Annotated in this window: 22 protein-coding genes and 1 riboswitch; of the genes, 2 read left to right on the top strand and 20 right to left on the bottom strand. The window is 51.4% G+C overall.

Features of this window, described 5'->3' with window-relative positions:
- The first annotated feature begins 35 nt into the window (after nucleotides 1-35).
- Nucleotides 36-1352, top strand: coding sequence for a Na+/H+ antiporter NhaC family protein (locus tag K6T23_RS01455; RefSeq protein ID WP_056541500.1), 1317 nt, complete (start codon nucleotides 36-38; stop codon nucleotides 1350-1352).
- 62 nt (nucleotides 1353-1414) lie between these two features.
- On the opposite strand, the gene K6T23_RS01450 is transcribed toward K6T23_RS01455, so the two are convergent.
- From K6T23_RS01450 to K6T23_RS01430, 5 genes are all read right to left on the bottom strand, one after another.
- Nucleotides 1415-2170, bottom strand: coding sequence for a (S)-benzoin forming benzil reductase (locus tag K6T23_RS01450; RefSeq protein ID WP_238283443.1), 756 nt, complete (start codon nucleotides 2168-2170; stop codon nucleotides 1415-1417).
- A 46-nt stretch (nucleotides 2171-2216) separates the two neighbouring features.
- Nucleotides 2217-3002: a divergent polysaccharide deacetylase family protein gene (locus K6T23_RS01445; protein WP_056541495.1), complete on the bottom strand. Its 786-nt coding sequence runs from the start codon at nucleotides 3000-3002 to the stop codon at nucleotides 2217-2219.
- A 61-nt stretch (nucleotides 3003-3063) separates the two neighbouring features.
- A complete protein-coding gene (locus tag K6T23_RS01440; protein ID WP_238283442.1) occupies nucleotides 3064-5058 on the bottom strand; it encodes an ABC transporter permease subunit in 1995 nt (664 codons plus the stop codon).
- 124 nt (nucleotides 5059-5182) lie between these two features.
- On the bottom strand, nucleotides 5183-5890 hold the full coding sequence (locus K6T23_RS01435) for an EAL domain-containing protein (RefSeq protein WP_238283441.1): 708 nt from the start codon (nucleotides 5888-5890) through the stop codon (nucleotides 5183-5185).
- Nucleotides 5891-5955: 65 nt separating this feature from the next.
- Nucleotides 5956-6038, bottom strand: a riboswitch (cyclic di-GMP riboswitch).
- A gap of 63 nt (nucleotides 6039-6101) precedes the next feature.
- A complete protein-coding gene (locus tag K6T23_RS01430; protein ID WP_238283440.1) occupies nucleotides 6102-6713 on the bottom strand; it encodes a DNA-3-methyladenine glycosylase in 612 nt (203 codons plus the stop codon).
- Nucleotides 6714-6887: 174 nt separating this feature from the next.
- Here K6T23_RS01430 and K6T23_RS01425 point away from each other — a divergent pair, with 174 nt between their 5' ends.
- Nucleotides 6888-7748, top strand: a complete 861-nt coding sequence (locus K6T23_RS01425; RefSeq protein ID WP_238283439.1) for a DUF4097 family beta strand repeat-containing protein — start codon at nucleotides 6888-6890, stop codon at nucleotides 7746-7748.
- 272 nt (nucleotides 7749-8020) lie between these two features.
- Here the strand turns inward: K6T23_RS01425 and K6T23_RS01420 are convergent, their stop codons facing one another.
- The 15 genes from K6T23_RS01420 to K6T23_RS01350 form a co-directional block, all read right to left on the bottom strand.
- Nucleotides 8021-10231, bottom strand: coding sequence for an FUSC family protein (locus K6T23_RS01420; RefSeq protein WP_238283438.1), 2211 nt, complete (start codon nucleotides 10229-10231; stop codon nucleotides 8021-8023).
- Nucleotides 10232-10416: 185 nt separating this feature from the next.
- The gene (locus K6T23_RS01415; protein WP_238283437.1) at nucleotides 10417-12261 is read right to left on the bottom strand and encodes a CotH kinase family protein; all 1845 of its coding nucleotides are present in this window, start codon (nucleotides 12259-12261) and stop codon (nucleotides 10417-10419) included.
- A gap of 12 nt (nucleotides 12262-12273) precedes the next feature.
- Nucleotides 12274-12975, bottom strand: a complete 702-nt coding sequence (locus K6T23_RS01410; protein WP_048007268.1) for a DUF4956 domain-containing protein — start codon at nucleotides 12973-12975, stop codon at nucleotides 12274-12276.
- A gap of 21 nt (nucleotides 12976-12996) precedes the next feature.
- Nucleotides 12997-13680 carry a polyphosphate polymerase domain-containing protein gene (locus tag K6T23_RS01405; RefSeq protein ID WP_238283436.1) on the bottom strand — a complete coding sequence of 228 codons (684 nt, stop codon included), beginning with the start codon at nucleotides 13678-13680 and terminating at the stop codon, nucleotides 12997-12999.
- 113 nt (nucleotides 13681-13793) lie between these two features.
- A complete protein-coding gene (locus K6T23_RS01400) occupies nucleotides 13794-14462 on the bottom strand; it encodes an HAD hydrolase-like protein (protein ID WP_238283435.1) in 669 nt (222 codons plus the stop codon).
- Between the two features lie 63 nt (nucleotides 14463-14525).
- Nucleotides 14526-14978, bottom strand: a complete 453-nt coding sequence (locus K6T23_RS01395; RefSeq protein WP_238283434.1) for a GNAT family N-acetyltransferase — start codon at nucleotides 14976-14978, stop codon at nucleotides 14526-14528.
- A 15-nt stretch (nucleotides 14979-14993) separates the two neighbouring features.
- Nucleotides 14994-15749 (bottom strand): hypothetical protein, encoded by a 756-nt coding sequence (locus K6T23_RS01390; protein ID WP_238283433.1) that lies wholly within the window; start codon nucleotides 15747-15749, stop codon nucleotides 14994-14996.
- Nucleotides 15750-15867: 118 nt separating this feature from the next.
- Complete coding sequence (locus K6T23_RS01385) at nucleotides 15868-16656, bottom strand: 5-deoxy-glucuronate isomerase (protein ID WP_238283432.1); 789 nt, start codon at nucleotides 16654-16656, stop codon at nucleotides 15868-15870.
- A 21-nt stretch (nucleotides 16657-16677) separates the two neighbouring features.
- Nucleotides 16678-17574, bottom strand: a complete 897-nt coding sequence (gene iolE / locus K6T23_RS01380) for a myo-inosose-2 dehydratase (RefSeq protein ID WP_238283431.1) — start codon at nucleotides 17572-17574, stop codon at nucleotides 16678-16680.
- 14 nt (nucleotides 17575-17588) lie between these two features.
- Nucleotides 17589-19508, bottom strand: coding sequence for a 3D-(3,5/4)-trihydroxycyclohexane-1,2-dione acylhydrolase (decyclizing) (gene iolD, locus K6T23_RS01375; protein WP_238283430.1), 1920 nt, complete (start codon nucleotides 19506-19508; stop codon nucleotides 17589-17591).
- Between the two features lie 68 nt (nucleotides 19509-19576).
- Nucleotides 19577-21040 carry a CoA-acylating methylmalonate-semialdehyde dehydrogenase gene (locus K6T23_RS01370; RefSeq protein WP_238283429.1) on the bottom strand — a complete coding sequence of 488 codons (1464 nt, stop codon included), beginning with the start codon at nucleotides 21038-21040 and terminating at the stop codon, nucleotides 19577-19579.
- A gap of 25 nt (nucleotides 21041-21065) precedes the next feature.
- On the bottom strand, nucleotides 21066-22067 hold the full coding sequence (iolC, locus tag K6T23_RS01365; protein ID WP_056541452.1) for a 5-dehydro-2-deoxygluconokinase: 1002 nt from the start codon (nucleotides 22065-22067) through the stop codon (nucleotides 21066-21068).
- The gene (gene iolG, locus K6T23_RS01360) at nucleotides 22064-23092 is read right to left on the bottom strand and encodes an inositol 2-dehydrogenase (RefSeq protein ID WP_079513812.1); all 1029 of its coding nucleotides are present in this window, start codon (nucleotides 23090-23092) and stop codon (nucleotides 22064-22066) included. Before iolG ends, iolC begins: the two co-directional genes overlap by 4 nt.
- Before the next feature lie 81 nt (nucleotides 23093-23173).
- Nucleotides 23174-24190 (bottom strand): LacI family DNA-binding transcriptional regulator, encoded by a 1017-nt coding sequence (locus tag K6T23_RS01355; RefSeq protein ID WP_079513810.1) that lies wholly within the window; start codon nucleotides 24188-24190, stop codon nucleotides 23174-23176.
- A gap of 48 nt (nucleotides 24191-24238) precedes the next feature.
- Entirely contained in the window at nucleotides 24239-25354 is a 1116-nt protein-coding gene (locus K6T23_RS01350; RefSeq protein WP_238283428.1) for a glycoside hydrolase family 88/105 protein, read from the bottom strand.
- Nucleotides 25355-25437 lie beyond the last annotated feature (83 nt).

Here is a 25437-nt window from a genome sequence, read left to right as displayed (position 1 = left end):
TATGCGCAACATATCATCTAAAAGGAGTGCACAACATGAATCAGGAAAAAGGCAATCTACTGGCATTATTACCATTACTCATATTCGTTGCCCTGTTCCTTGGGGCAGGTATCATTTCAGGGGACTTCTATTCCTTCCCCGTACTCGTGGCGATCATCATCGCTGCTGTCGTGGCATTGGCCATGAACCGGAAGGACAGCCTCAATGTGAAGGTTGAACGCTTCGCCAAAGGAGCGGGTAACCTCGATATCATGATCATGGTCTTGATCTTCTTATCGGCTGGCGCTTTCTCAGGTGTGGCTGAAAAAATGGGTGCCGTTGATTCAACGGTCAACTTCGCCCTATCCGTCATTCCGGAAAATCTCTTGATTGTCGGGCTGTTTGTGATCGCCGCCTTCATCTCACTGGCCATGGGGACGTCCATGGGGACGATTGCGGCCCTTGCCCCTATCGGTGTCGGAATCAGCTCAGGAACGGATATTTCCCTTCCGCTAGCCATGGCGACCGTTGTCGGTGGATCCATGTTCGGTGACAATCTTTCCTTTATTTCGGATACGACCATCGCGGCCGTCCGTACGCAGAAAACGGAGATGAAAGATAAGTTCAAAGTCAATTTCTTCATCGTCCTGCCTGCTGCCATCATCACCATCATTGCCCTGTTCTTCGTGACGCTTGGCAACCAGTCGTCCGTCGACGCCGGAAGTTATTCCATCGTGAAGATCCTTCCGTATCTTGCCGTCATCATCGGTGCCCTCTCGGGATTGAACGTATTTGCCGTCTTATTCGGCGGCATCCTGCTTTCAGGAATCATCGGATTCATCGACGGAAGCTTCACACCGACAAGCTATTTCGGCAGCATTGCCGATGGTATGCTCGGAATGGGCGAGATCGCCTTCCTATCGATCCTGATCGGAGGAGTGGTGGAACTGATCCGTCACAATGGCGGGATCCAGGCGCTTCTCTATCTTGTAACGAGGAAGGTCGGTTCATCCAAAGGCGCGCAATACTCCACTGCGGGACTCGTGGCATCCACGAACCTGTGCACCGCCAATAATACCATCTCCATCATCATTGCCGGGCCTCTTGCCAAATCAATCAGTGATGAATACGGTGTGGACAACCGGAAGACAGCGAGTATCCTCGATATCTTCTCATGTGCCGTACAAGGTTTGATTCCATACGGTGCCCAGATGCTTCTTGTAGCTGAAACAGCCGGCATTTCGCCGCTGAGCATCCTTCCGTATGCGTTCTACCCGATCTTGACGGCGATTTGTGGCCTGGTGGCGATCAAATTCGCCCTGCCTCGTTTCACCCGCAGGAAAGCTCGTTCTACAGAGCCGGTACAATCATAATTCAATGGGAAAAGCCCCGGGATGCTGGTATCGACCAGAGCCCGGGGCTTTTTTGTGTCCAATTATACAAGATCATTGATGTGATAAAGGTTACCGCTTTCCACTTCTGTTTCCGTGATCAAATTCACCAGTGCATCCGCAACCGTCTTAGCGCTGCGAAGGGTCCCCTCTTCCTTGTAGCGTTTGAACTTCTCTACTTCTACAAAAGCTTCCTGTGAGGAGGAACGGATTTCTCCCTGCATATCTGTATCCATGACACCCGGGCTGAAGGAAATAACCTTATGATCCCGTCCTGAAGTCGATAGCTCCAGGCTCACGGTTTCCGTCAGCATATTGAGTCCTGCCTTGGTGGAGCAGTACGTACTCCACCCATACACAGGCCTGCTTCCTGCACCTGAACTGACATTGACGATCAGCATCTGTCCAGATTTGCCCTCAGACGCGGAGATCATCTCATTGAGGACGATCATGGGAGCAAGGAGATTCACGTGAACACTTGCTTCCAAGCTCCCGGCATCCACTTGTCCGGACGGATTGATGGGGGTGACCAAGCCGGCATTCTGAATCACATAAATCGTGTCGGCTCCGCTTGAAAACACGCTTGCTCCCACTTCCCTGAATACCTGTTCCGTGTCGGTAGCAGATGTCAGATCGCACGGATGAAAGGAATAGGTCACCCCTGCATCCGTGGCCATGGCCTTCAGGTTTTCATTATCTCGACGGGATATGTTGATGAGCCCGACCCCTTTTTCCACCAGGCCAGAAGCGATTGCTTCGCCCAGTCCCCTTGTTGCTCCGGTCACAATAGCCATTTTCATGTAATCGACTCTCCTTCCGATTATTCATCACCTATCAGCATACAACTCATGGCATGCTTTCATCAATCAAGTGATACTCCGGAATAAGGTCGGATAACGGCACAATATTGGCTTCTTTTTCGTAGACAGGAATGAAGTCCTTCAGCATCGATGCAATCATCGTACCCGTTACACCGACGTGACCGATGGCCACCATGCTGTCATCTTTTTCAAGTTTAGCGGCAAGTTTTGTCGCTTGCTGCCCGATGTGCTCCTTCGTGTAGACATCATCGAAAAAGAGACCGTTCTCGAGATAAGGCACCTTCAGTTCTTCAGCAAGCTTCGGGATGACACTTTTCCCCGTTGTTTTGCTGTCGAGATAAAACATGCCGTGCTTTTTGCATACTTCAAGGACGATCCTCATGATGCGTTCATCGGCTGTCACCTTCGAACCCATATGATGATTCATCCCCACGGCATGCGGGACATCTTGGATCGCTTTCTCCACACGGCTTCGTATTTCCTCATCCGACAGGTCTGTTGTCAACGCCCCGGGCCCAAGCCAGCTCGCCTTCCCAGTCACCGGCTCCATCGGCATATGGAGGATCACTTCATGGCCCTTCGCATGAGCCCGTTCGGCATCCTTCTTTGTGGACGGCAGGAACGGCATGACAGCAATCGTCAGCGTCGCCTCTGTATCAAGGATATCTTTCGTTCCCTCCATATCGTTCCCTAGGTCATCGATCACGATGGCCAGTTCCTTTTTATGGGCGGGCAGGGGCAGGATGTCCCTTGCAAACCCCGTCGTTGTCAAAGAAAAAGACAGCGTCAAGCTGATGAGCAGTATCCTCATCGTTCATCACTCCTTTTCCTTTAACATGTCCCTCCGTTTCGGATTTCATGCCGGGTGGACATCATCCCTTGATGTTCTGATGCGTCAAGGTGAAGTCTCCTTCAAGAGGTGGGCTCACCTTTGCCTTTTCACTCTTACTCCACATTTTCCATCCTTTGATCGGTTTCTTATTCACCCTTACACCGACCTTGGCCTGCTGGATCTCCTTGACGCCCTGGACCACCAGCTGCATGGCGAAGATGGCGATCATGAAGGCGATGAGCGGGAATAGGACGATCCAATATTTCTCTGTCATCAGTGCTTGTTTAGAAGAACTGATAAGCCCTGACCATTCAAATGTAGCCGACTTCGGCGGATCGGGAAGGAGCCCCCTTGATACGATGGTGCCACCAAGGAATAGATAGAACAGCCCCATATGGACCAGGATGAGCATCGTTTGGATGAACTGCTGCCCGAACAGGATAAACATCCTCGGCGCGAGATGCGGGAACAGATGTGTCCAGAGCAGATGGCGGTTACTCCCTCCGAGAAGCTTGGCCGAAACGACGAAGTCCTGCTGTCCGATCAGCTTCAGCTCATTGCCGATCAATACCATCGTCAGAGGCAGCACCAAGATTGTCAGGACGATGGCCTCGAAGACGAGCCGTTCAAACAGGGAGTGCTGGAATCCTTCGAATGTCAATCCCCACAGCACCGGTCTTAATAGAAGATACGCAATGAGGCTCAACGGCAGGAAGTGGATTGAATCCACGATTCTATTCACCCAGTTCTTCCTGCGTTCATTCAAGAAGAAGTGATAGCCAACCCCGAGATAGAAGCCACCTACAACCCGCAGTAGCGCCACCACAAGGGCGAAGATGAGCGTAAACTTCGCTCCGACGATTAACTGGTCCAGGATGCTGAAGCCATTGTAGTCGGATCCGAGCGCCATGAACTCTGATGGTGCATGAGGCGGGACGCTAAGAAGAGTACCTGCATCATCCTTTACATAGTAAAGCTTGCCGACAGGTTCATCCTTGAAGAAGGAATGGCAGAAACTATACACAATCATTCCGAAGATGATGATGAATCCTCCAGCAAATTTCGGATTCTTCATATGTACCTTCCAAGCCCTCCACGAAGTGGCGATGAACCCCCAAATCTTCCATTCTGAGAACTTGACCTTGTCCTTTTTGATCCGGTAGTGAGAATCATCGATCACGGCAGCACGGTTCATCCACAGGTACACCCCTTGATAAATAAAAAAGAACGGAGTGAAAAGAAGGATCAGGGCATACGCAATCACGACGGGTCTGAAGTCCTGAGTGATATAGAAGGTGATTCCCCTCATATCAAATAGGGTTTCGATGATGAATAAACTCGACAGGGTCCCCCAGATGATAAGCTTCCCATGATAGAAGGAGCTTGGTGTAATATTCTTCATCACATGCGAGAAGAGGATGCGGCTTTTGGATAGCCCTTTGCTCCTGGCAAATTCAATGTGATCTTTCACCATTTCCTCTTCCATGACGAGAAGGAGGATCCTGAAGAAGGAGACCATCGGCACGATGGCGAGGGTGAAGATCGGAGCCGCGTATATCTGCACGCCGTCAAACTCCGTGAATTCCATGAGCATGATGCCGTACTTCTTGAAAAAGAAAACGATGAATAGCTGCAGGAGGAAAGCAAATAGCAGATCCGGAACCGACTCCATGAAGTTCAGGATTTTCTTCAACGTGGAAGAAAGCGGAGTCGGGAGGAAAAAGGTAATTACGGCAAATATCACCGCCAGCACAAGGCCCAGGGCGATGGCTCCAAGAATGATGGTCATGGAATACAGATAAGGCTCCCACAGGACATTGAAAAGGGAGTCGACTTGTCCCTTGTAGTTATATTCCCAGTTTCCCGGGTCGGCGAAATAGATGGTGAACTTGAGGAATTCTTCAATGAAAGCGACGAAGTTATACAATCCTTTTTCACTCAGAACCTGTGGTGCAACGCTCACGCCCAGGATTCCGAGAATCCCCAATATGTAATAAAGAATGAAACGCAATGGTACAGAAAGGTACTTGTTCATATGGATCCCCTTTTTTTCTTTTTCCTTTATCCTACTCTCCCCTTCAAGATTTTTCAATTTAATTTATTTTCTGTAAATAATAGATAGGGAGAGGCACGATACCTGCCAAACCCAGCCACCTTGATCAGGCTAGCAGTTTTCCCGGCCTGCCCAAGTGATAGCCCTGCCCGATGGCAATCCCCATCTCAAGGGCGACTTCCATGTCTTCCTGCTTTTCGATCCCCTCGAGGACAATGAGGGTATCTTCCGAATAGAACTGGCTGAAGAACGACAGGAATCGCTGCTTCTTGGGATCCTGAGCAAGATCCATGGCAAAATAGCGATCAAGCTTGATCACTTCGGGCTCATATTCCATGGACTTCTTGATGGAAGACGTCCCCTGCCCGAAATCATCGATGGCATACCATACACCATACTCCCTCAACCCTTTCAACGCCTGTTTTAATAAGGGGTTCTGCCAAAGTTCCTCGGCACTGGATTCGTTGATCTCGAGGACGAGCCTCCCTTCCATCGAAGGGTGGGTCTTCATCAGATGGTCGAAGTAATGACGGAAACTCGGATGCAGGATGGTCGTGATGTAAATATTCAGGAACAGCTTGCAGTCGAGGCCGGTATTCACGAAGCTCTCCATCGCCTTTGTGATGGACAGGGTGTCGAGCTTATACAGGATATTGGCTTTGATGGCCGTTTGAAACACGTGCTCCGGATTCTGATTGAACGTATTTCGGAGGAGCCCCTCATACGCATAGAGAGACTGTTGATGCCCCAGCTTGTACAAGGGCTGGAATTCGTGATAGATCAAGTCGTCTTGAAAGATGCTGAAAATATTCATTAGGACCCCTTATCTCTCTGTATTTTTTGAACAATCAGGTACAAAAAAACCACATAGAAATAAACTTCATATGCGGTCGGTTGCGCTACTGGCTCCCCTGAATGCAAGCGCCCATCGGACATTCAGGTTCAACGCCTTCCCACTAGACGGTGAGGTTGATTATATAAGTAAAATATACCATAAACGAAATAGTTTATGGGGGTATTAATTCCTATTTTTCTGAATTTTGTCCGCGACCCTTTGATACGTAGGGATTCCCTTCGATCCAAAACCTCCAGGGATAATCCTTTGCTTCCCCACTATTACCAATGCCGATCCGCTTCCCTTCGGCAATTCTTTCCGGCAGGTACCCCTCATGAATGGTCAACGGGGGCTCAAGGAAGCTTCCCCCATAGTCTTCCATGGTGATGCCCATGGCCTTTGTCAGCTTGCCCGGACCGCTCGTCCAATTCTTCATGGAGTGTCCTTCACGCCGGCTGGCCATGAGTTCAAGGCCATCTACAGGTTCAACCGCACGGATGAGGATCGCTTCCGGCACCCCTGAGCCCCCACTCACCACATTGACGAGACAATGGGTATGCATCACATACGTATAGATCCGGCCCGATTCCGCGAACATCACTTCAGTCCGTTTTGTCCTCCTGTTACCGTAGCTGTGGGCTGCACGATCCTCAGGTCCCATATACGCCTCTGTCTCGACGATATAGCCCGATACGGTGCCTTCCTCCGTTTCTTTCACCATCAAGCAGCCGAGAAGGGACTTGGCAAGTTCAAGCGTCGGCTGTTCATAAAAAGTCTGTTCCAACACACGATGCGTCGTCATGGTTTCCCACCTTTCATTTCCTCTCATCCTGCATACTCCCCCATTTCATCAGGGTTCAAACTCTCCACTAAGACCAGAGGCGGATAAAAAATTGATCCGGGGGCGCATTGCAGAATAATGGTTCTCCACTTACACTATAGAAAGATTGGAAAAACGAACCAAGGAGAGGGAAACATGAAAAAGAATGCATTCGCCATCGTAGTGGCTTTGTTGGCATTAGGTGCGATCTTCCTCATTTTGAATGATCGAACCACCCTGTTTGCCAAAGGTGAAAAAACCTCAGACAGTGTAAAAGTGAACGACGGGACCAAGCTCATCCATTTGTCGCTCGGAAGCGGGGATACGAAGATCGTGACAACGGACGATGATGAAGTCAGGGTCGAGTTCAACGGAAAAGGCACCGTTAACCTTGAAGATCAAGGAGACGAAATCAACCTTGAAGTCAAAATGAAGCCTATCTTTTATATCGGCTTCAACAACAAAAAATTTGATACAATTGTATTTCTTCCTCAAAACTACGAAAACAATCTGGAGATCGAGGTCGGCTCAGGAGAACTGATCTTCATACCGGACGAAATGATGTCCCTGGGCGACTTGAAGACCGAGATCGGCTCAGGCGATATGAAAATCGGGAATTTCAACACCGGATCCTTCACATATAAGGGCTCATCCGGAGATTTTGTCGGTAAGGATATCAAAACCCGGGAAGGATTGGTTGATATGGGCTCAGGGGATGTGCTTCTGACGGGCTATGAAGGACCATTGAAAGGATCGGTTTCTTCAGGTGATCTGTCGGTATCCATGACAAAACTTTCGGGAGATGTGGATTTCACGGTCGGATCCGGCGATGCGGACCTTAATCTGCCTGAAGACGCAAGCTTCAAACTGAACGGGAAGGCAGGAAGCGGAGATATCCTCAACACCATCAAACTGAAGGATCAAACAAGCAGTGAACGGTCTATCAAAGGAACGAAAGGATCGGGAAAACATTCCATCAATGTAGACCTCTCCAGCGGACATATGATCATTCGGTAAACCCAAAAAAGAGGCTGGAACAAGAGTGTTTTAGTCATAGTAAAACCCGAACTATCTTGCCGAGATAGTTCGGGTTTTTGATTTGTTTCATGACCATTACGATTTACTTGATCCTAGCGGTTGATTGGAGTGCAAGACGAAGACTCCAGCGGGAAGAGTAGCTGATGTGAGACCCCGCAGGCTTGCCGAGGAGGCTCACGGGCTACCCGCGGAAAGCGAAGTCTTGCACGGAAATCATGAGCGGTATATAGAAGCCATACTGATATTGTTCGTCATGACCTTTTTTGTTTTGTCCCAATCTCTTTTTCCTCTTCTAAATTCACTTTTCCCCCGAGCTCTTCACCGAGAGCAACGATGGACTGATTGATCTTCCAAACATAGTACACATGATGAATGACATCAATATGTGATTTCAACCTACCGGGGGCATGGGTTTCGATTTCTCTCCGTTCCTCTGAAAGATCCCAGAGACTGCAGTGCGCGGAAGGATCCTTCATCATGAGTCGGACCGCTTCGATGTTCTGCGTCAATTTCTCGCTCGTCACCCCGATTACCTTCTGCAATTCTTCCGGGAAGGGCTCGTTCCTTCTGTGGGAAGAAGCCAGCAGATGCTTCGCATAATAATTGACGGCGATGACAACGGTGATCCACCGTCCGAGTCCGGTCCGGGTCATGGCACCTGGGCGCTGAAGGATCGACTGGGCTTCGTCCTTGATCGCCTGAACCTTGTGGTCGAGATCGAATGCCCGGTCCGCGAGGGGCTTCTTCTTCACTTTCAGGAAGGAAGAAAGATAGCTTTCCACATATTCCCCGAGCTCCTCGAAGAACTCATCGAATGTATCCGTGACCTTGGCCTTTGTCTTCTTCGGAAAAACGAAAGCCGACACGATCAGGGCGATGAAGGCGCCGATGATTGTATCAAGTACCCTCGCCCCCATAAGCCCCACTGAAATCCCGCCAAGGAGAATATCGTACATGAAGGCGATGAGCATGGTGATGAACAGGCTCATGAGCGTATAGGATACGGGGAATAAGTAGAATGATAGGAAGAGGGCCAAGAAAAGCAGTCCCACCTCAAGGGGCTTCACGCCCGATACAAGGGTCGCGGCCCCGAAGCCGACGAGTGCCCCGATGACGGTACCGAATGAACGCTGGAATGCCTTCAGATAGGTTCTTCCCACCGTCTCCGTACCAATCATGATGATGAATGTCGTCAACAGCACCCAGTACGGCTGGGCGGGGGCGATCAGTTCACCTGCCACGATGGCAAGGATCCCTGCAATCAATGCCTGGATTGCTTTTCTCGTAGACGGCTTCAACCCTTTTGACTCTTCTTCGTCTTCCTTCTCTTCTTCTTCCGAGTCATCTTCTTCTTGTTCAGAAGGGATTTCCCGTTCTCCCTTCAAGGCTTCTTGAATCGTAAGGGCTGCCTGGAGGACGTGATTCGAGATGGACTCGATCCGGCGCAGAAGATAGATCCATCTTGGAAGATCCTCTTGATCCCTCAGGACATCCGTCAGCATCAACCGCAGCTCCTGAAGGGCACGTTCGGTTTCTTCGAGTGTCTTCGGTTCATAGTCCTGTGCCAGGACATCGGCATCACGCAGGGAACGGATGACCCGCATCAATAGCTGGCGGATCTCGTCCTGCTCGAACGCCTTCAGCTCCTTCAGCTTCTTCAATGAATCCGATAGGGTCTGGATCAGCATTTCCGCGTCAAAGACGTAGAGCCTGAGTTCAGAAACATCAATTCCCGGGTACAGCTCCTTGAGATCACTTTCATTGATATCACCCGACAGCGTCCGCGCATACTCATTCAATTTACGAACGTTTCGATCGAGACTTTTCTTCCTCTTCTCACTGATTTTTGGATCTTCCATTGCCTTCAACAGGATGGTGAATGTCAGATTCGACTGGATATGGAACGAAATCAGGCTCCTTTTCAATACGTAGGAAGAACTTTTGAATAGAAGGAACTGATACATGTAGGCACTGAGCGCCCCGATCCCGATTCCGATATAGAACCATAGCAGATGAGATGCGTCGAGCTTCAGAACGGATGAAAAGTAGATCGACATGAAAGAGGCCATCCCGATGGAAAAATAGCGGACGGCGAAGCGGGAGAAATAAAAGGCGCTGAACATGGCCGCCACGAGGAAAATGTTGACGGCATACGGATGATGGCTTAACAGGGAACCGACGGTGATCCCCCCTGCCACTGAAACGGCGATGCACAGCAGCGTCACTTTCTTCTTCCGGTCCGTATCATCCAAGACGATCAGGACACCGAACATCCCCACCATCCCTGAAACGATGGCAGGTGTAATGGACGGATACTCATTCATTTTCAATAGGAATAATGTGATAAATACCGAAGTCATGAGGCTCAGCGTTGTCTTGCCTGCCTGCTGCAGCCTTTTCCTCCCGGGATCGGAAGCGAGGAAGCGTCCAAGCCATATATGTTGTCGATGTAGTTGTCTCATTGTCATCAAACCCTTTACTCGTCCTGCGATTATAATCCATTTTTATCGTACCCACCCTAACAAAAAAGTAACCAGAGCCGCAGAGGGCTATCCGGTTACTTAGTATAGGTGTCATCGCGAATAGTTTATTCTTTTAATTATACGGGTTTCGGACGAGGCGGTAAAGGATATTGCTTGTCATGGACTCAACGGAAGCCGCGTCTTCTTCTAAAACGCCATGCTACACCGAGGCCAAGCAGTAGAACGGCTACGGAGACTCCGCTCACTGTGAGGGCCGCCGTCGAATCAACGGCTTCTTCCTGTGCTCCGTTCCCTTGTGGTCCTCCTCCCCCGGGACCATCCCCGGGGTTGAATCCATCAGGTTTATCGGCGGGATCGAACCCTTCAGGTGGCTCGTTCCCTGCATCAGGAGGAGCACCATTTTGCCCCCCTTGGGCCGGAGGAGCCTGCGCACCGTCCTGTTCATTTCCTGCCGGCGCTCCATTTTGGGGGGCATTGTCATCTGCCGCGGGATTCTCTTGGTTCGCATCCTGCTGATTTCCTGCTTCTCGATTAACCTGCCCGCCATTCGGAGCTCCTTGCCCCTGACTGCTGGATCCCGCCTGGCTTTCAACCGTCCGTTCGCCGGAAAGTTGCTCAAGGATCGACTCGGATCTCAGCTTTGTGAATTCTGCCAGGCTTTCGTCGCCGGAAAAGCCTTTCAAGAATTCATCCGTTGTGAAGAATTTGGTCGGGTCGCTCTCGACATAAGTGGTGAGGATCGTCGCCAAATTGTTCGTGATCTCGGATACGCGTTCCTCTGTGAAGATCTCCTCGGCAAATGTCTTCAAGTACTCTTCGTATTTCTCCTTGTACTCTGAGTTGGAAAGGAGGGCATTGAGCAGTGGACGTTCTTCAAGAGTCGTATTGGCAACGGGTTCGCTCACACTGAAGTCGATGGCAGAGTCGGTGATGAGCTGACTCGTCATCATCCCCCCACCTATGCCTCGCTTGTCGTTCCCATCTTTCCCTTGAGGAGCACCGTTCTGATCGGCAGCTTGGTTGCCAGGCTCTTCAGCCTGTTCCCCATCCGCTAGGTCGTTCTCTCCCTCATTGCCTCTTCCGCCCATTCCGACGCCGAAGCCTCCGAAGGACATATTATAATCCCAAGGGATGATGGAGAATGTCCCATCCTCTTCATAGAGATAATAGTTGTGCTTCATCTGGCCCTGATAGCTATCAAGGTTGACGAGCGCTGTATTGACGGCAAAATAGCGGAGCATTTCATCAACATCGAGATACTCCTCAAGGTCACCGCCGTTGTTGATGGCATCAAGCATATCGGTGAAGGTCGACTTATTTTTGTTGGACTCGTTCGTTTTCAGCTCGATACCCGTGTAATCGTCTAGATCATCACTGATCCATTGAAGATCGGAACCGACCCCATCCGGCTTGAACAGGAACCCGTCATTGGATTCGAACTCGCTTGCGAGGAATGTTTCATCCACCTGTTCGACTCCAAGGAGAAGCCCGTAGTCTTCACCGTTGATGGTCACGTACATATAAGAGTGGGCAGGCGTTGCGATCCCCATCTCTTCCATCATTTCATAGGAAACAAATTCCCTCATCTGCGTCGAGTCACTATAGTTATTGTTCAAATTCAATTTCTTGAGGCCATACAGGCTTTGCGAGCTGTCATAATGATCGAAATCGATCTTCAGGCTGTACCGGTCCGAGTCACTATTGGCAACGGACGTCAGGGAAGAATTCCCCTTCGCCCTGATGGCCACATCACTCACCTTTTTGCCGTTGACGGTCACGGTCGCCCGCTTATATTCCTCCTTGGTTGCGTTTTCCACAAGATCATCCCAGTCGTTTTCATCGATTTCGATATCGACGCGCCCCACCTTGCTTTCATTAAAGACTGTCTGTTTATAGGAGGTGGACGTATCCTTCTCCTCGAGTCCGACGGCAGGAAGGACATATACACTGGCCACGAAGGTAAGCATGAGGAGGGCAAAGACCACAGTCACCATCTTTTTCCCGATCATTCCCTCCACCTCCTATGCAGTGAAGTTTCCATCATAGCTCACCATGACGGCGGATTTGATTCCCGGCAATGCCTTCAGTTCAGCAAGCATGGCCGATTCGCCTGTTTTCATGCGGACTTCATACGTCGTTTCCATTTCGTCGCTTCCCATGAAGGATTGAGATTTCAACTGATAGCGTGACGTCAGCTTTTTGAGTTCTGCTTCGATTGCTTCACTGCTGCTTCCACCGCCTGCCTTCACAATCAGCAGGAACGGGTTTTCAACTGTCATTTTGTTCACAAATACAAGGAGCACGATCCCGATCAGGACAGAACCGATGACAACAAGAGGGATGAACCCTGCTCCGCAAAGGATTCCCGACACGATGGACCAGAAGATGTAGACCAGATCCATGGGATCCTTGATCGGTGTCCTGAACCGGACGATGGATAGGGCACCGACCATACCTAGGGACAAGAGGACGTTATTCGAGATCCCCATGATCACAAGGGCCGTCGCCATCGTCATGATGAGCAAGGAAATATTGAAAGAATGGGAATAGATGACCCCATTGAATGTCTTCTTATAAACAACATAGATGAAAAGGCCGATCAAGAAAGCTACGACGAGACCGATGATGGAGTCGGTCAGACTGAACGACGTCGTCTTCTCGATGAAACTGGATTTAAAAATATCACTGAAATTGATTTGTTCATTCACGTTTGTGTACCTCATCTTTCTTATTCTATTTTTGGTTTATCCGAACATCCTGCTGAGCTGATACTTCGAGTAGGCTTCCGTTCTTGTATCCACTGCCTGGAGGGCATATTTGATCATATCCGGAAGATATTCATCGAACTTCACCTCAAGGATGATGAGGGGCTCTTCCATGACCGGTACCATGGGCAGGTTCCGGTCGAACATCGCCGTATTCCTCAGGCTCGTGCGGATGTTCTGATCAAAGGTGATCCTGACGTTTCCATACGGATAGGTGAAGGCTTCACGCTCATAGTCGACGACCGCCACCGGCTTGATCAGCCGTCTTGTCATCTCCCCATACAGATCGCGTATGAGGGGTCTCACGTCGTCCTCCATCCACTCCGTTTCTCCCCGGCGGATGGCTTCATATTCCTTCCTCGTCAGCGGGCATTTTGTTTTGAACGTCTGATTGTTCCGCTTACTCTTCCGCTCAAGGTGGATCACGGATGCGGAGAGGTTGTAGATCCTCACCCGGTACTTATCACGGTTCAGGTAGCCTTCCTTCTTCTCCGTCAGGATCCGGTCGTCTATATTATCGAAATAAGCACTTCGTATATGGTACTTACCGTCCCGTCCCGCATTCTTGTCCCTCGTCATCAGCCACTTGAGCTTATTGATCAGGATGTAATATTCCGGGATGGAAATGGCGAATTTCAGTTCTTTTCTTCCGATTTGACTCATATTCGTTCCTCCTTTCGCTTGGTCTATAGTTGTATTGTAGGGAGCGAATGTGTCAGGGGGATGTCGGATAAACAAAAAAAGATCCCGATTCATTCAGAATCAGGATCCTTCTATCACTCCGTTACATATTCAGCCTTGTTCATGATCTCCACTACATCCAACAGATCATCGATGACATAGTCGGCACATGCCAGTTCTTCCTCCCGGGCAAAGTCAAACCGGCAGCCGATGGACGGGATGTTGTTATCGCGCCCTGCGTTGAAATCGGACAGGCGGTCCCCGACCATCACGGCAGGTCCATCCCCCGCTTCTGCCAGGATGGCTCCGACAAGGTCGGATTTATTCAGGGAGTCGATCTCCTCGATGCTGAAGACTCCTGCAACCCAACGGTCGAGCTTATAGTGGTCAACGATGGCGGCCAAATACCTCTTCAACCCATTACTGCCTATGTAGATGAGACAGCCCTCTGCGCCCAATCGTTCAAAAAGCTCGGTCACGTTTTGATAGAGCGCGCCTTTTCCCCCGTGGATGTTAGCGATCAGGCTCTCAAGGAAGTACCGATCCGTTTCAAGGCGATCCCCTTCTGAATGATCGGGCATCAACGTCTCCCATACTTTCGGGAGGGGGACTCCCATGATATTCTGATACTCCTTCAAAGGAACGGCCCCTTGCCATTTGCCGGCACGGGTCAGATGATCGAACGTATCCACGAGGGACGCCTCGAGGATTTTATTTGTCTGGAATAATGTTCCGTCCATATCAAAGATGACGGTTTTCTTCATAATGCATGCTCTCCCTACAATTGAAATTAAACAAACGTTTGAACGAATTGATTGCCTATTATTCTACCAAACTAACTCATAGATGCATTTTTCCTTTTCCCCGCGCTGGTACAGATCATTATGGGGAGGGACGGCTACGCTTCCCTTCAGCTCCGCTCCCACATATTCACACGTCTTCCTGGACGGGATGTTATCGGGATTGCAGGTGATCGTCATCCTTTCCATACCGTGGGCGAGTGCAAGTTCCTTCAACAGGAGCACCGCCTTCCCTGCATAGTGGTGGCCACGGTGCTCAGAATGGACGGCATAGCCGATATGCCCTCCATAGTAGAGGTTCTCGTTATGGCCGATGCGAAGATCGATGACCCCGATCGGCGTGGCGGAACCCTTCAGAGCCATGTTGAAGTGATAGGCCGGTACCCAATTCTTCGCCGGGTTGCCTGGTACAGTTTTTACGAGATGGAGATCGATTTCCTCTCCGCTGATGATGGTGATTTCTTGCCATTGGGTTGTCATATGCTCCCTCCAGATTCAACGTTCTTCATTAGACTTATAAGATTCAGAGGTTCTTTTCCTCATCATTCTATACATCATCACGACTCTCGCCATGATCAGGATGCCCAGTCCGACATATACGAGACCGGAACGTTCCGATCCCTCTTGTTCTGGAAGCGCTCCGGCCCCGCCCGTAGCGGCATTCTGTCCATCCTCCATAATCACTTCGAGATCACTGTATCGCTCATGAACATATTCCATGTATCTGGTGAGACTCCAATCCTCTTTTCCTATGAGGGACTTCGCGGGCTGATTGAGACCATATACGCTGTCTTCGTCAATCATGAACCAGGCATCGTCAGGAAACTCGTATACCAGTTTTCCTGTCTTGTGCCCTGCTGTGTCCAGGGCAACGGCAAGATCTTGACCGAATCCGATACCCATGAATGCGTACTTCCCGTTCTCGTTCTTTGCAGCGGCCATGACGTTCACAGGCTTGTCGTCCTGGTAAACAACAGCATACCATTCATCTGTTTGTTCAAGGGCATCACTCTCTTGATCAATGAATGCCTCCCCGTAACTCCATGATGGCTGGAACAGGCCTACTCGGATGTCTTCGCTGGTGGAAAAGTGATAATCGGCATGTTCCTCCGATCTTACGGTATCCAGCACGTCTTGGACGGCATGATCCTCGGCATATTGCTTGATGGACTCTCCTTCTCTTTCAGACTCAAAAGCGGTCAAAATAAAGAATAGAAGCAGTGTGCAAGCAAGCAGAATCACTCTATTCATCTTCTCCTCATCTCCTATCAATCATTTTCCCACCTCGACAGCCAGAAAAATAGGACTGCATCCATGAATCGGATATAGTCCTATTTTACAAGATTATACAATTTTTATATAGAGCAATTTATCGGTCCGGCCAGATCTTTGCATTGTCTTCCAAGAGCCACGTATGCTCCTCTTCCATGATCCGTTCCGTCCACGGATTGTCGTCGAGGTGACGGATCATCCAGCAGAAGTACATGGCGTAACCCGGTGCCGTCGCCTGGGGATGGTCCAGGCTGCCGGGGATGGTGATATAGCTGTTGTGCTCGACACGATGGGCGTCGGGTCCGACCATGGCGCAGCCGAATCCTTGGGGGCGGTCAAACTTGTAGTAGTAAACCTCGGGCTGATCGTGATGATGAGGGGGGTAGCTCGACCATCTCCCCGGATAGGAAATCACTTCGCCGATCACGAGATTCGAGTAGGGAGCGTTATCGTGATCGAAGATGGTGCGGATCACGCGCTCGGCGGTCCCGTTCCATACGCCTTCTCCCGCCACCGTGCTCGAGCAATCCTCTGGCGTATAGAACTTCGGTGCAAAGTCGGCAGCGTTATCGGTCTTCTGCACCAGCACTTCGCTCTCCCCCTTGGCGGTCACGATGACCTGGATTCCTTTCGGGACGTGGAGGCACCACGGATCTTCATCGAACACACTTCCCCGGCTGATGTCCTGAACGTGGCCGTTCCACTCCAGGGTGACGGATCCTTCCATGAGGAGCACGGCGGTTTCCTTCCCTGAGTCATGCAGCGTTTCCCTGTCTCCGGCACTCAGCCGGTACACTCCGATATCCTGCAGCATATCCGGATGCTTGGAGTCCATATCCGTGACGGTATTGTAGCCTTGCTTCAATTCTCCGAGCTTTTCATACATGGTGATTCTCCTCCTTCTGTTCTAGATGCCTGCCGTTTCCCTGATATAGCCCCTGGCTTTGATGGCATACTCTAAGGGGTTGGCGATGGCCGGGTCCTGCTCTGCTTCCACGACGAACCAGCCTTCATACGCGCCTTCAGCAATCGATTCGAAGACAGGGTGGAAGTCGATGCTTCCATCGCCGGGGACGGTGAATGCTCCTGCCTTCACGGCCTGCAGGAAGCTCCATTTCTCCCGCTTTACCCTCTCGACGACTTCCGCCCGGACATCCTTCAGGTGGACATGATGGATCCGGTCCATATAGTCTTCAAGGATCACAAGGGGATCTTCTCCTGAAAACACGAGGTGACCAGTATCATACAAAAGGGACACCTTGTCGGGATCGGTCCCTTCCATGAGCCTTCTGATTTCTTCTGTTGTCTGGACACCTGTTCCCATATGGTGGTGATAAACGAGCTTCATCCCTTTTTCGGCTGCAAGCCCTCCCAGTCGGTTGAGCCCGTCAGTGAGGAGGGTCCATTCTTCTTCGGTAAAGACTGGCTTATGTTCGAATAGGGGTATATCCATCTGTCCTTGGATGCTTTTCCCCTGCTCGCTGACGACGATGACCTTTGCCCCCATTTCATGAAGGAAATCACGATGGGCAGTGAATTCAAAGGCGGTGCGCTCATACCCATCCGTAGTCAGATGCGCGCTGAACCATGCGCTTGCAATGGATAGCCCCCTGAGGTCAAGGGCCTTCCTCAGCTGATCGGGATCACGGGGGTATTTATTCCCTACTTCGCTTCCCTGGAATCCGGCCAGGGCCATTTCACTGATGCACTGCTCAAAGGTTACCTCGCCGCCGAGCTCCGGCATATCATCGTTGGTCCATCCGATCGGGGCGATGGCCAGCTTGATTTCTCTTCCGTTAAACATCCCTTTTCCTCCCATCAATACTGACGCGCCGTTTGACGTTTGGCCTTATTCCGGTCATACGCTTCACGAATGCTTTGTTTTTCCGATACTTCGGCAATCCCTATGTTCCACCAGGAATCATAGCCATGGGTCATGGTCTTCGGCAGGACTTTGATGTCGATGAGCGTGCTCACCGGCTGATCCTTGGCATCCTTGATCGCCTCCTCCAGCTCTTCAAGGGTGCGGACGGAATAGGTTTTGGCACCGTACCCTTCAGCGACCTTTGCATAATCGATGGTCATGACGGGACCATCCATGCGGCCGCTTGCCTGATTGCGATGGCGGAACTCAGTGGCGAAGCTTCCCATCCCGTTGTCCATCTGCAGATTATTGATGCAGCCGAATCCGGCATTATCAAAGAGGAGGATATTGATCTTCTTGCGTTCCTGCAGGCTTGTGATTAATTCCGTATGAAGCATGAGGTAGCTCCCGTCACCGGCCAGTGCATACACTTCACGACCAGGCTCGGCAAGCTTCACGCCCAGGGCACCGGCGATTTCATACCCCATGCAGGAATAGCCGTATTCCATGTGGTATGTGTCTTGCTCCTTCGACACCCACATGCGCTGCAGGTCACCAGGTAGGCTTCCTGCTGCCCCTACGATTACGGCATCCTGGCCGATCAACCGATTGACGTGGCCGATGACCGTTGTTTGTGCAAGATTGGTGTTCAATGCTTCCTTATAATGAGGGAGTTCCTCATCAAGCTGTCCGGCAATCTCAGGTGTGAACGAGTCACCAATTTCGATATGATGAAGACGATGAAGTTCTGCTTCCCACTGCTCACGCGCTTCTTCCAATTCTCCCTGATAGGAAGATTGATAATCTCCCAGTTCCGAAGCGATCGCTTCGAGACCCGTTTTCGCATCTGCGACCACCTTCACGGCATCAAGTTTACCGGCATGGAAATCCGAGATGTTGATCGTGAGGACGTCTGCTTCCTGGAATAATCCCTTGGATCCCGTGGTGAAATCCGTGAATCGTGTACCTACCCCGATGATCAGGTCGGCCTTTGATGCGAGGAGGTTGGCGGCCACATTGCCGGTCACGCCCACCCCTCCAAGATTCAGGATGTGAGTGCCCGGAACCCCGCTCTTCCCTGCCTGGGTTTCACCGAAGGGGATCCCGAACGCTTCTGCGAAACGTAGGAACGTCCCGGAAGCTTCAGAGTAGCGGACGCCTCCTCCGAGGATCATGAACGGTCTCTTTTTGGAACGGATCAATTCCACGGCATCCGCTACGCTCTCAATGGAAGGCATGCGACGCTCGATGCGATGAACTCGTTTTTGGAAGAATGATTGCGGATAATCCCACGCTTCCCCCTGTACATCCTGGGGCAGGGATATCGTGACGGCTCCCGTGTCTGCAGGGTTGGTGAGGACGCGCATGGCGTTCAGCATCGCTTGCATGAGCTGCTCGGGTCTGCTCACACGGTCCCAATACTTGCTGACAGGGCGGAACGCGTCATTGGTCGAAATGGAAAGATCATGGGTCTGCTCGATCTGCTGGAGGACGGGATCGGGCTGTCGGGAGGCGAAGACGTCTCCCGGCAGGTACAGGACCGGGATCTGATTGGCCGTTGCCGTAGCGGCAGATGTGATCATATTGGCAGAACCGGGACCAACCGAGGCGGTACAGGCCATGATCTGCTTCCGTTTCGATTGCTTGGCGAAAGCCATGGCTGCGTGGCCCATCCCTTGCTCGTTCCTGCCTTGGTACACCTCAAGTTCACCCGGGTCCTCTTCAAGTGCCTGCCCGAGGCCAAGGACATTCCCATGTCCGAAGATGGTGAAGACTCCTTTGACGAATCGCTCTTTCCTGCCGTCGAACTCGACATACTGGGCATTCAGGAACTTCACTAGGGCCTGTGCAGTGGTTAGTCGGATTGTTTCCATACTGATTCCCTCCTTGTGTTATTCACTCTATATGATAAAAAGGAAGCGGCGCATGCCGCTCCCGTCCATTATTTGACGTAACGGGCCGTGACCATCTTCTTCCTTGTATAGAATTCAACGCCGTCGCTTCCATTCGCATGAAGGTCCCCGTAGAAAGAATCCTTGTAGCCGGAGAACGGGAAGAACGCCATTGGTGCCGGCACTCCGATATTGACGCCGAGCATGCCTGAATCCATCGTTTCCCTGAACTGGCGGATGGCTGAGGCACTATCCGTATAGATGCACGCACCGTTCGCGAATGCCGAGGCATTGGCCAGGTCGATGGCATCTGTAAGGTCCTTCACCCTGACGACGGAAAGGACCGGGGCAAAGATTTCATCCTGCCAGATCTTCATTTCCTGCGTCACATGATCAAAGATCGTCGGTCCGAGGAAGTATCCTTCCCCTTCCGTCGCTTTGTCCTTCCTGCCGTCACGGAGTAGGGTCGCACCTTGTGAGATACCAGAATCGATATAGCTCAATGTGCGTTCCTTGTGGTTCTGGCGGATGACCGGACCGAGGAATACGCCTTCTTCCAGACCATTCCCGATGGTAATGTCATCTGCAGCCTGCTTCAGCTTCTCGATGAACGCGTCGGCGATGCTTTCCTCGACGGCGACGACGGCGGCCGCCATGCAGCGCTCACCGGCAGAACCGAAAGCAGCTCCCGTGATCTGGGATACAGCAACATCCAGGTTCGCATCCTTCAGGACGATGGAGTGATTCTTCGCTCCTGACAGTGCCTGCACACGCTTCAGATTCTCTGTTCCTTTTTTATAGACGAGTTCCGCGACCGGCTGGGAGCCGACAAAGGAGATTGCCTTCACCTTCTTCTCTTCGATCAAACCGTTGACCACATCATGGGCACCGTTGACAATATTCAACACGCCGCTCGGCAGACCGGCTTCCTCGAACAACTCTGCAAGTCTGGCCGCGAGAAGCGGGGTCCGTTCGGAAGGCTTGAGAACAAATGTATTCCCGCAGGCGATGGCAAGGGGGAACATCCAGCAAGGAACCATCATCGGGAAGTTGAACGGGGTGATCCCGCCCACGACCCCGATCGGGTACCGGTACATGCCTGATTCCAGACCGGCGGCGATGTCAGGCAGCTGCTTGCCCATCATGAGGTTCGGGATCCCTGCTGCAAATTCGACGCATTCGATGCCGCGGAGGACTTCCCCGTGCGCTTCGGCGAAGCTCTTACCGTTCTCGACCGTGACGAGTTTCGCCAGTTCATCCCAATGCTCGACAAGAAGCTGCTGATACTTGAACAGGATGCGCCCGCGTTTTGGCACCGGCACCTGGGACCATGATTTGAACGCTTCATGAGCCACTTCGACCGCTTCGTTCACTTCTTCCCGCGTGCTGAGCTTTACGATGGCGATTTCTTCACCGGTGGCAGGATTATAGACGATTTCTGTATTCTCCGATGCTGATTCGATCCACTTTCCTCCGATATAGTTCTTCACTGTACGTACGGTTGTCACTGTCATGCTACCTCTCCCTTTCCATCTTGTATTAGATTGTTTCGTATAGAGCTGAATCCATATGTTCAAGAAGCTCTTCTTCTGTCGGCATGGCGTCGGAGCAGCTGTGCCTGGAGATGACGATCGAGGCCGATGCACTTCCACGCTTCATGGCTTCTGATACATCCGTTCCTTTCATCAGGCCGTGGATGAAGGCGGAGGCGTAAGAATCTCCCGCTCCGAATGTCTTCAGTACATTCGTCCGGAAGATTCCACTGCGATGTGAACCCCCGTCTTTCGTATAGGCGATCGATCCCGCCCCTCCGTGCTTGATGACGACGATGTCCGCACGATGGGAGAACCAGCGTGTCGCCGTGTAGTGATCATCTGATTCGGTGCGGTTCAGGAGCCTCTCCATCATGTCGAATTCTTCACGCGTCCCGATGATGCAATCGCATTTCTCGGCAGCCAGGTTATAATAGACCGCCGTTTCTGCTTCATCCTTCCATGTGTAAGGCCGGTAATCGAGATCGAAGAACACGGTGACATCATGCTTCACCGCATACTCCAGGGCAAGGAATACTGCTTCACGGGACGGACTTTGGGCAAGGGCCGTTCCAGAGATGAGCAGGGCCTTGGACTTCCTGATATACGCTTCACTCACCTCGGACGGATGAAGGAGCAGGTCGGCCACATTGTCCCTGTACATCAGGATGCTGCAGTCTTCCGGACTTTTGATCTCTGTAAAGGCAAGTCCCGTCACGGCTCCGGTCCTGTCGATCTTCACCCCTTCTGTATCGATCCCATTCCGCTCAAGGTATCCGGTGATGAACCTGCCCATCTGGTCGTCGGATACCTTTCCGATGAAGCCGGTCTTCATGCCGAGTCGCGCAGAGCCGATGGCGATATTGGCAGGTGAACCCCCGACGTATTTCGTGAAGGTGCTCGTTTCTTCCATCGGACGGTTCGTTTCATTCGCATTCAGATCGATGCACAGTCGGCCGACGGCGATCAGGTCGAAGGGACGGTCTTCATGAAACGATAGTGGGTTCATACGATCTCACTCCTTTTGACCGTTTCGTGGGTCAGTTTGACCGGTACGCCCGTTTCAAGGGAGGTTCTGGCCGCTTTGGCGATCCGTTCGGCCTGCAGCCCGTCAAATCCAGAGCATGACACCGGCGCGTCATTCTCGATGGCCTGGATGAACTGGATCACTTCTTCCACATAGGCTTGGGTGTAACGCTCAAGGAAGAAGTAGAGCGGTTTTTCCGTCGTCACATAATCTTCCGTTGCGAGTTTGACCGTGTTAGCCCTTACATTTTCAGCCTGGGCGGCTCCTTTATCTCCGAAGATCTCAAGGCGCTGATCATATCCGTAAGCAGCTCGGCGGCTGTTCTCAATGACCCCTAGGGCACCATTGGCAAACTTCAGGGAGACGATGGCCGTATCGATATCTCCTGCTTCCCCGATGGCAGGATCCACAAGGACGGCACCGTGGGCATGGACTTCGACTACTTCGCTCCCCATGATGTACCGGGCCATATCGAAATCATGGATGGTCATATCCATGAACAAGCCGCCTGAAGTACGGATATATGCAGTGTTCGGCGGCTCCGGATCCCTTGATGTGATACGGAGGATATTCGGAGTCCCGACTTTCCCTTCGCTTACAAGCTCCCGCACCTTTTGGAAGTTGGCATCAAAGCGGCGGTTGAATCCGACCTGGAGCTTCACACCCGCCCTTTTTACTGCTGCCAGTGCCGCTTCGGTTTCTTCAACGGTGAAGCTGACCGGCTTTTCGCAGAAGATATGCTTCCCTGCTTCTGCTGCCTCGCGTATGAGGTCGGCATGGGTATTCGTCGGGGAACAGATGAAAATCACAGAGATGGCCGGATCGGCAAGGAGCTCCCGGTAATCCGTTGTCAGATGCTCGATCCCCGTCTCCTTCGCCCAGTCCTGCAGGTGTGACACCTGAACATCTGACACGCTCTTCACTTTCACATTCCTCAGCTTCCTCAAGTTCTCTACATGGATCTTTCCGATCCTGCCTGCACCTATAATTCCCACTGTCATTACCATTCTGTCTTCCTCCCTTTTCCCTATCTGTATGCCTTTTAAGTTAAGCGCTTTCCCTTTTCCTTTAAATGAAAGCTGACTTATTCAGTCAGCTTCATGGTTCTCTAGTGTCTTTACTGAATCCCTCTCGACTAGATGGGGAGCCAGTGTGATTCGATGGGCGGGACTGTCGGGGTCCTTGATGGATTTCATCAATTGCTCGATTGCATAGGAAGCAAGCTCTGGAATCGGCTGGGCGATCGTCGTCAAACCCGGATCGGCGATTTCCGCATAGATCGTGTTATCGAAGCCGATGATCGACATCTCGTCTGGTATCGATACGCCTGCTTTCCGCGCTTCATTGATGAAAATGGCCGCAATCAGATCGGTCGAGGCAAAAACAGCTGATGGCCTGTTTTCTTTCTTCAGGATCTTCCTTGCCGCTTTTTTCGCATCCTCGAAAGTGGACTTGGAGTTGATCACGGAATCGGATTCGAGCTCGATCCCTGCGGCTCCCAATGCCCTCTTGAACCCTTCAAGCCTGAGCTTTCCACTCGCACGCTGTAGCTCCGTGATGACGGCTGCATGACGGTGACCGTGGTCCAGAAGGTATCTCCCGGCAAGGTAGCCACCCTTCACGTCATCCGTCGTCACCACATGGGAGTCGAGCTCCAAGTGATCAAAGGAGAACATGATATAGGGGATACCGCGGCTCTCCAGATTCTTGAACTTCTGAAGCTCCTTCGGTTCGGTGGCTATAATCATCCCATCCACCTGCTTCTTCATGAGCAGATCGAAATAATCCTGCTCCCGCTCTTTCTGATAATCCGTGCTGCAGAGGATGATTGTATAGCCACTTTTCCTGGCGTTGTTCTCGAGGGCGCGAGCGATTTCTGCAAAGAAGGGGTTTGCGATATCGGGTACGAGGACGCCGATGGTGAACGTCCGTTTTCCCGTGAGGGCTGCAGCCACGCTGCTCGGCTGATATTCGAGATCCCCCATGATCTTCGTTACCTTCTTGCGGGTCTTCTCACTGATCCGCCCTGTATTATTGATGACTTTCGATACCGTGGCAATGGATACGCCCGCTTCCTTTGCCACATCATAGATTGTTGTTTTCATAGTTAACTCCTCTTTCAGGGCCCACTCCGATGTCTATTTCCTACTGTATCAGGCTACTAATTTTTCATGCTGAAGAACTTCAGAAAATAGTACAATCGCCAAGGCCTGCCCGTAAGCTGTGGGAGCAATGATGATATTCTTATAGTCCTCTTTGGAGGCCCCGATTGCCGTTCCCGCCGATACCTTGAGTACGGTGCCGTCATCGTCGACTTCCTGTAGGATGGAATCAACCGCTCTCCTGCATACATCCAGATAGGATCCATCCAGCAATCCATAGCGGATGCCCTTCAGGATGCCCGCCGCGATGGAAGAAGATCCCGATACTTCCGTGTAGGAATCCTCGTCATCAAGCAACGTATGCCAGAGGCCGTCCTGTGCCTGAAGCTCCACAAGCGTGTCGACCTGGGCCTTATAGGTGTTGAGAATGGTGTTGTACGTTCCGTCATCCAGCTGTCCTTCCATCATAGCAAGAAACTCGGGTGCTGCCAAAGTGAACCAACTATTCCCCCGGCACCAGAAGGCTTCACTGAACCGGTGATGACCGTTGAAATTGAAGCCGTGATAGAAGAGACCATCCTCTTCACTGAAGAGGAGCTCTATATGAAGGAGGAACTGGCGGACCGCTTCTTCCTTCCATTCTTTGCGGTCATACCTGACCCCCATCTTTCCGAGGAAAAGGACAACCATGAAGAGCGTATCGATCCAGACCTGACCGTCATTCATCGTCAGATCATTCTTGGTGGCACCGCTGGTGACGTGTTGGAGACATCCACGTTCGGTACGGGGTGCCTTTTCCATGATCCAGTCCGCCCACTCAAGGGCAAGCTGCTCTGTCCCCTCCACATCCATGAGGGTAAGGAGCGGGGCTGTGGTGTTGATGTTCTTGAGAGGAAGACCCCTTTCCCTTTGATCTTCTGCCCACTCTTTCAAAAACGTGTGATAATCTGGAAAACCGTCTTGACCAGACAGGCTCTTCAGGCCGAACAGCCCGACTCCTTGCGGCCAATCCCATTCTTCCATCCCGAAGTCCCTGGGGAAATAACCGATTTTGGCTCCATCGCCGATCCCCTCAAGCTCCGATTCATTCTCGGGTCTTTTCAGATCCAATAGCTGCCCGGTCACTTTATGGACCGTTTCCTGGACTTCCTTTATCCGTAGTGTCATAGTTTCCACCTCGCATAGCATCTTTTCGTAACGCCGTATTCTTTACTACATTCGCTAACAGATAGGAAATCTCCTATCCCTTC

The sequence above is a fragment of the Rossellomorea marisflavi genome (assembly GCF_022170785.1).
Taxonomy (GTDB): Bacteria; Bacillota; Bacilli; order Bacillales; family Bacillaceae_B; genus Rossellomorea; species Rossellomorea marisflavi_B.
Note: the sequence above shows the minus strand (reverse complement) of the source record. Positions and strands in the feature narration are given on the sequence as shown.

Excerpts from the sequence above, each read along its gene's own strand:
- K6T23_RS01350 (WP_238283428.1), bottom strand. The coding sequence starts at position 25,354 with ATGACACTACGGATAAAGGAAGTCCAGGAAACGGTCCATAAAGTGACC.
- K6T23_RS01415 (WP_238283437.1), bottom strand. The coding sequence starts at position 12,261 with ATGATCGGGAAAAAGATGGTGACTGTGGTCTTTGCCCTCCTCATGCTT.
- K6T23_RS01355 (WP_079513810.1), bottom strand. The coding sequence starts at position 24,190 with ATGAAAACAACAATCTATGATGTGGCAAAGGAAGCGGGCGTATCCATT.
- K6T23_RS01410 (WP_048007268.1), bottom strand. The coding sequence starts at position 12,975 with ATGAGGTACACAAACGTGAATGAACAAATCAATTTCAGTGATATTTTT.
- iolC (WP_056541452.1), bottom strand. The coding sequence starts at position 22,067 with ATGAACCCACTATCGTTTCATGAAGACCGTCCCTTCGACCTGATCGCC.
- K6T23_RS01390 (WP_238283433.1), bottom strand. The coding sequence starts at position 15,749 with ATGAATAGAGTGATTCTGCTTGCTTGCACACTGCTTCTATTCTTTATT.
- K6T23_RS01435 (WP_238283441.1), bottom strand. The coding sequence starts at position 5,890 with ATGAATATTTTCAGCATCTTTCAAGACGACTTGATCTATCACGAATTC.
- iolG (WP_079513812.1), bottom strand. The coding sequence starts at position 23,092 with ATGGTAATGACAGTGGGAATTATAGGTGCAGGCAGGATCGGAAAGATC.
- K6T23_RS01450 (WP_238283443.1), bottom strand. The coding sequence starts at position 2,170 with ATGAAAATGGCTATTGTGACCGGAGCAACAAGGGGACTGGGCGAAGCA.
- K6T23_RS01445 (WP_056541495.1), bottom strand. The coding sequence starts at position 3,002 with ATGAGGATACTGCTCATCAGCTTGACGCTGTCTTTTTCTTTGACAACG.
- K6T23_RS01370 (WP_238283429.1), bottom strand. The coding sequence starts at position 21,040 with ATGACAGTGACAACCGTACGTACAGTGAAGAACTATATCGGAGGAAAG.
- K6T23_RS01455 (WP_056541500.1), top strand. The coding sequence starts at position 36 with ATGAATCAGGAAAAAGGCAATCTACTGGCATTATTACCATTACTCATA.
- K6T23_RS01425 (WP_238283439.1), top strand. The coding sequence starts at position 6,888 with ATGAAAAAGAATGCATTCGCCATCGTAGTGGCTTTGTTGGCATTAGGT.
- K6T23_RS01405 (WP_238283436.1), bottom strand. The coding sequence starts at position 13,680 with ATGAGTCAAATCGGAAGAAAAGAACTGAAATTCGCCATTTCCATCCCG.
- K6T23_RS01400 (WP_238283435.1), bottom strand. The coding sequence starts at position 14,462 with ATGAAGAAAACCGTCATCTTTGATATGGACGGAACATTATTCCAGACA.
- K6T23_RS01395 (WP_238283434.1), bottom strand. The coding sequence starts at position 14,978 with ATGACAACCCAATGGCAAGAAATCACCATCATCAGCGGAGAGGAAATC.
- K6T23_RS01430 (WP_238283440.1), bottom strand. The coding sequence starts at position 6,713 with ATGACGACGCATCGTGTGTTGGAACAGACTTTTTATGAACAGCCGACG.
- K6T23_RS01385 (WP_238283432.1), bottom strand. The coding sequence starts at position 16,656 with ATGTATGAAAAGCTCGGAGAATTGAAGCAAGGCTACAATACCGTCACG.
- iolD (WP_238283430.1), bottom strand. The coding sequence starts at position 19,508 with ATGGAAACAATCCGACTAACCACTGCACAGGCCCTAGTGAAGTTCCTG.
- K6T23_RS01440 (WP_238283442.1), bottom strand. The coding sequence starts at position 5,058 with ATGAACAAGTACCTTTCTGTACCATTGCGTTTCATTCTTTATTACATA.
- K6T23_RS01420 (WP_238283438.1), bottom strand. The coding sequence starts at position 10,231 with ATGAGACAACTACATCGACAACATATATGGCTTGGACGCTTCCTCGCT.
- iolE (WP_238283431.1), bottom strand. The coding sequence starts at position 17,574 with ATGTTTAACGGAAGAGAAATCAAGCTGGCCATCGCCCCGATCGGATGG.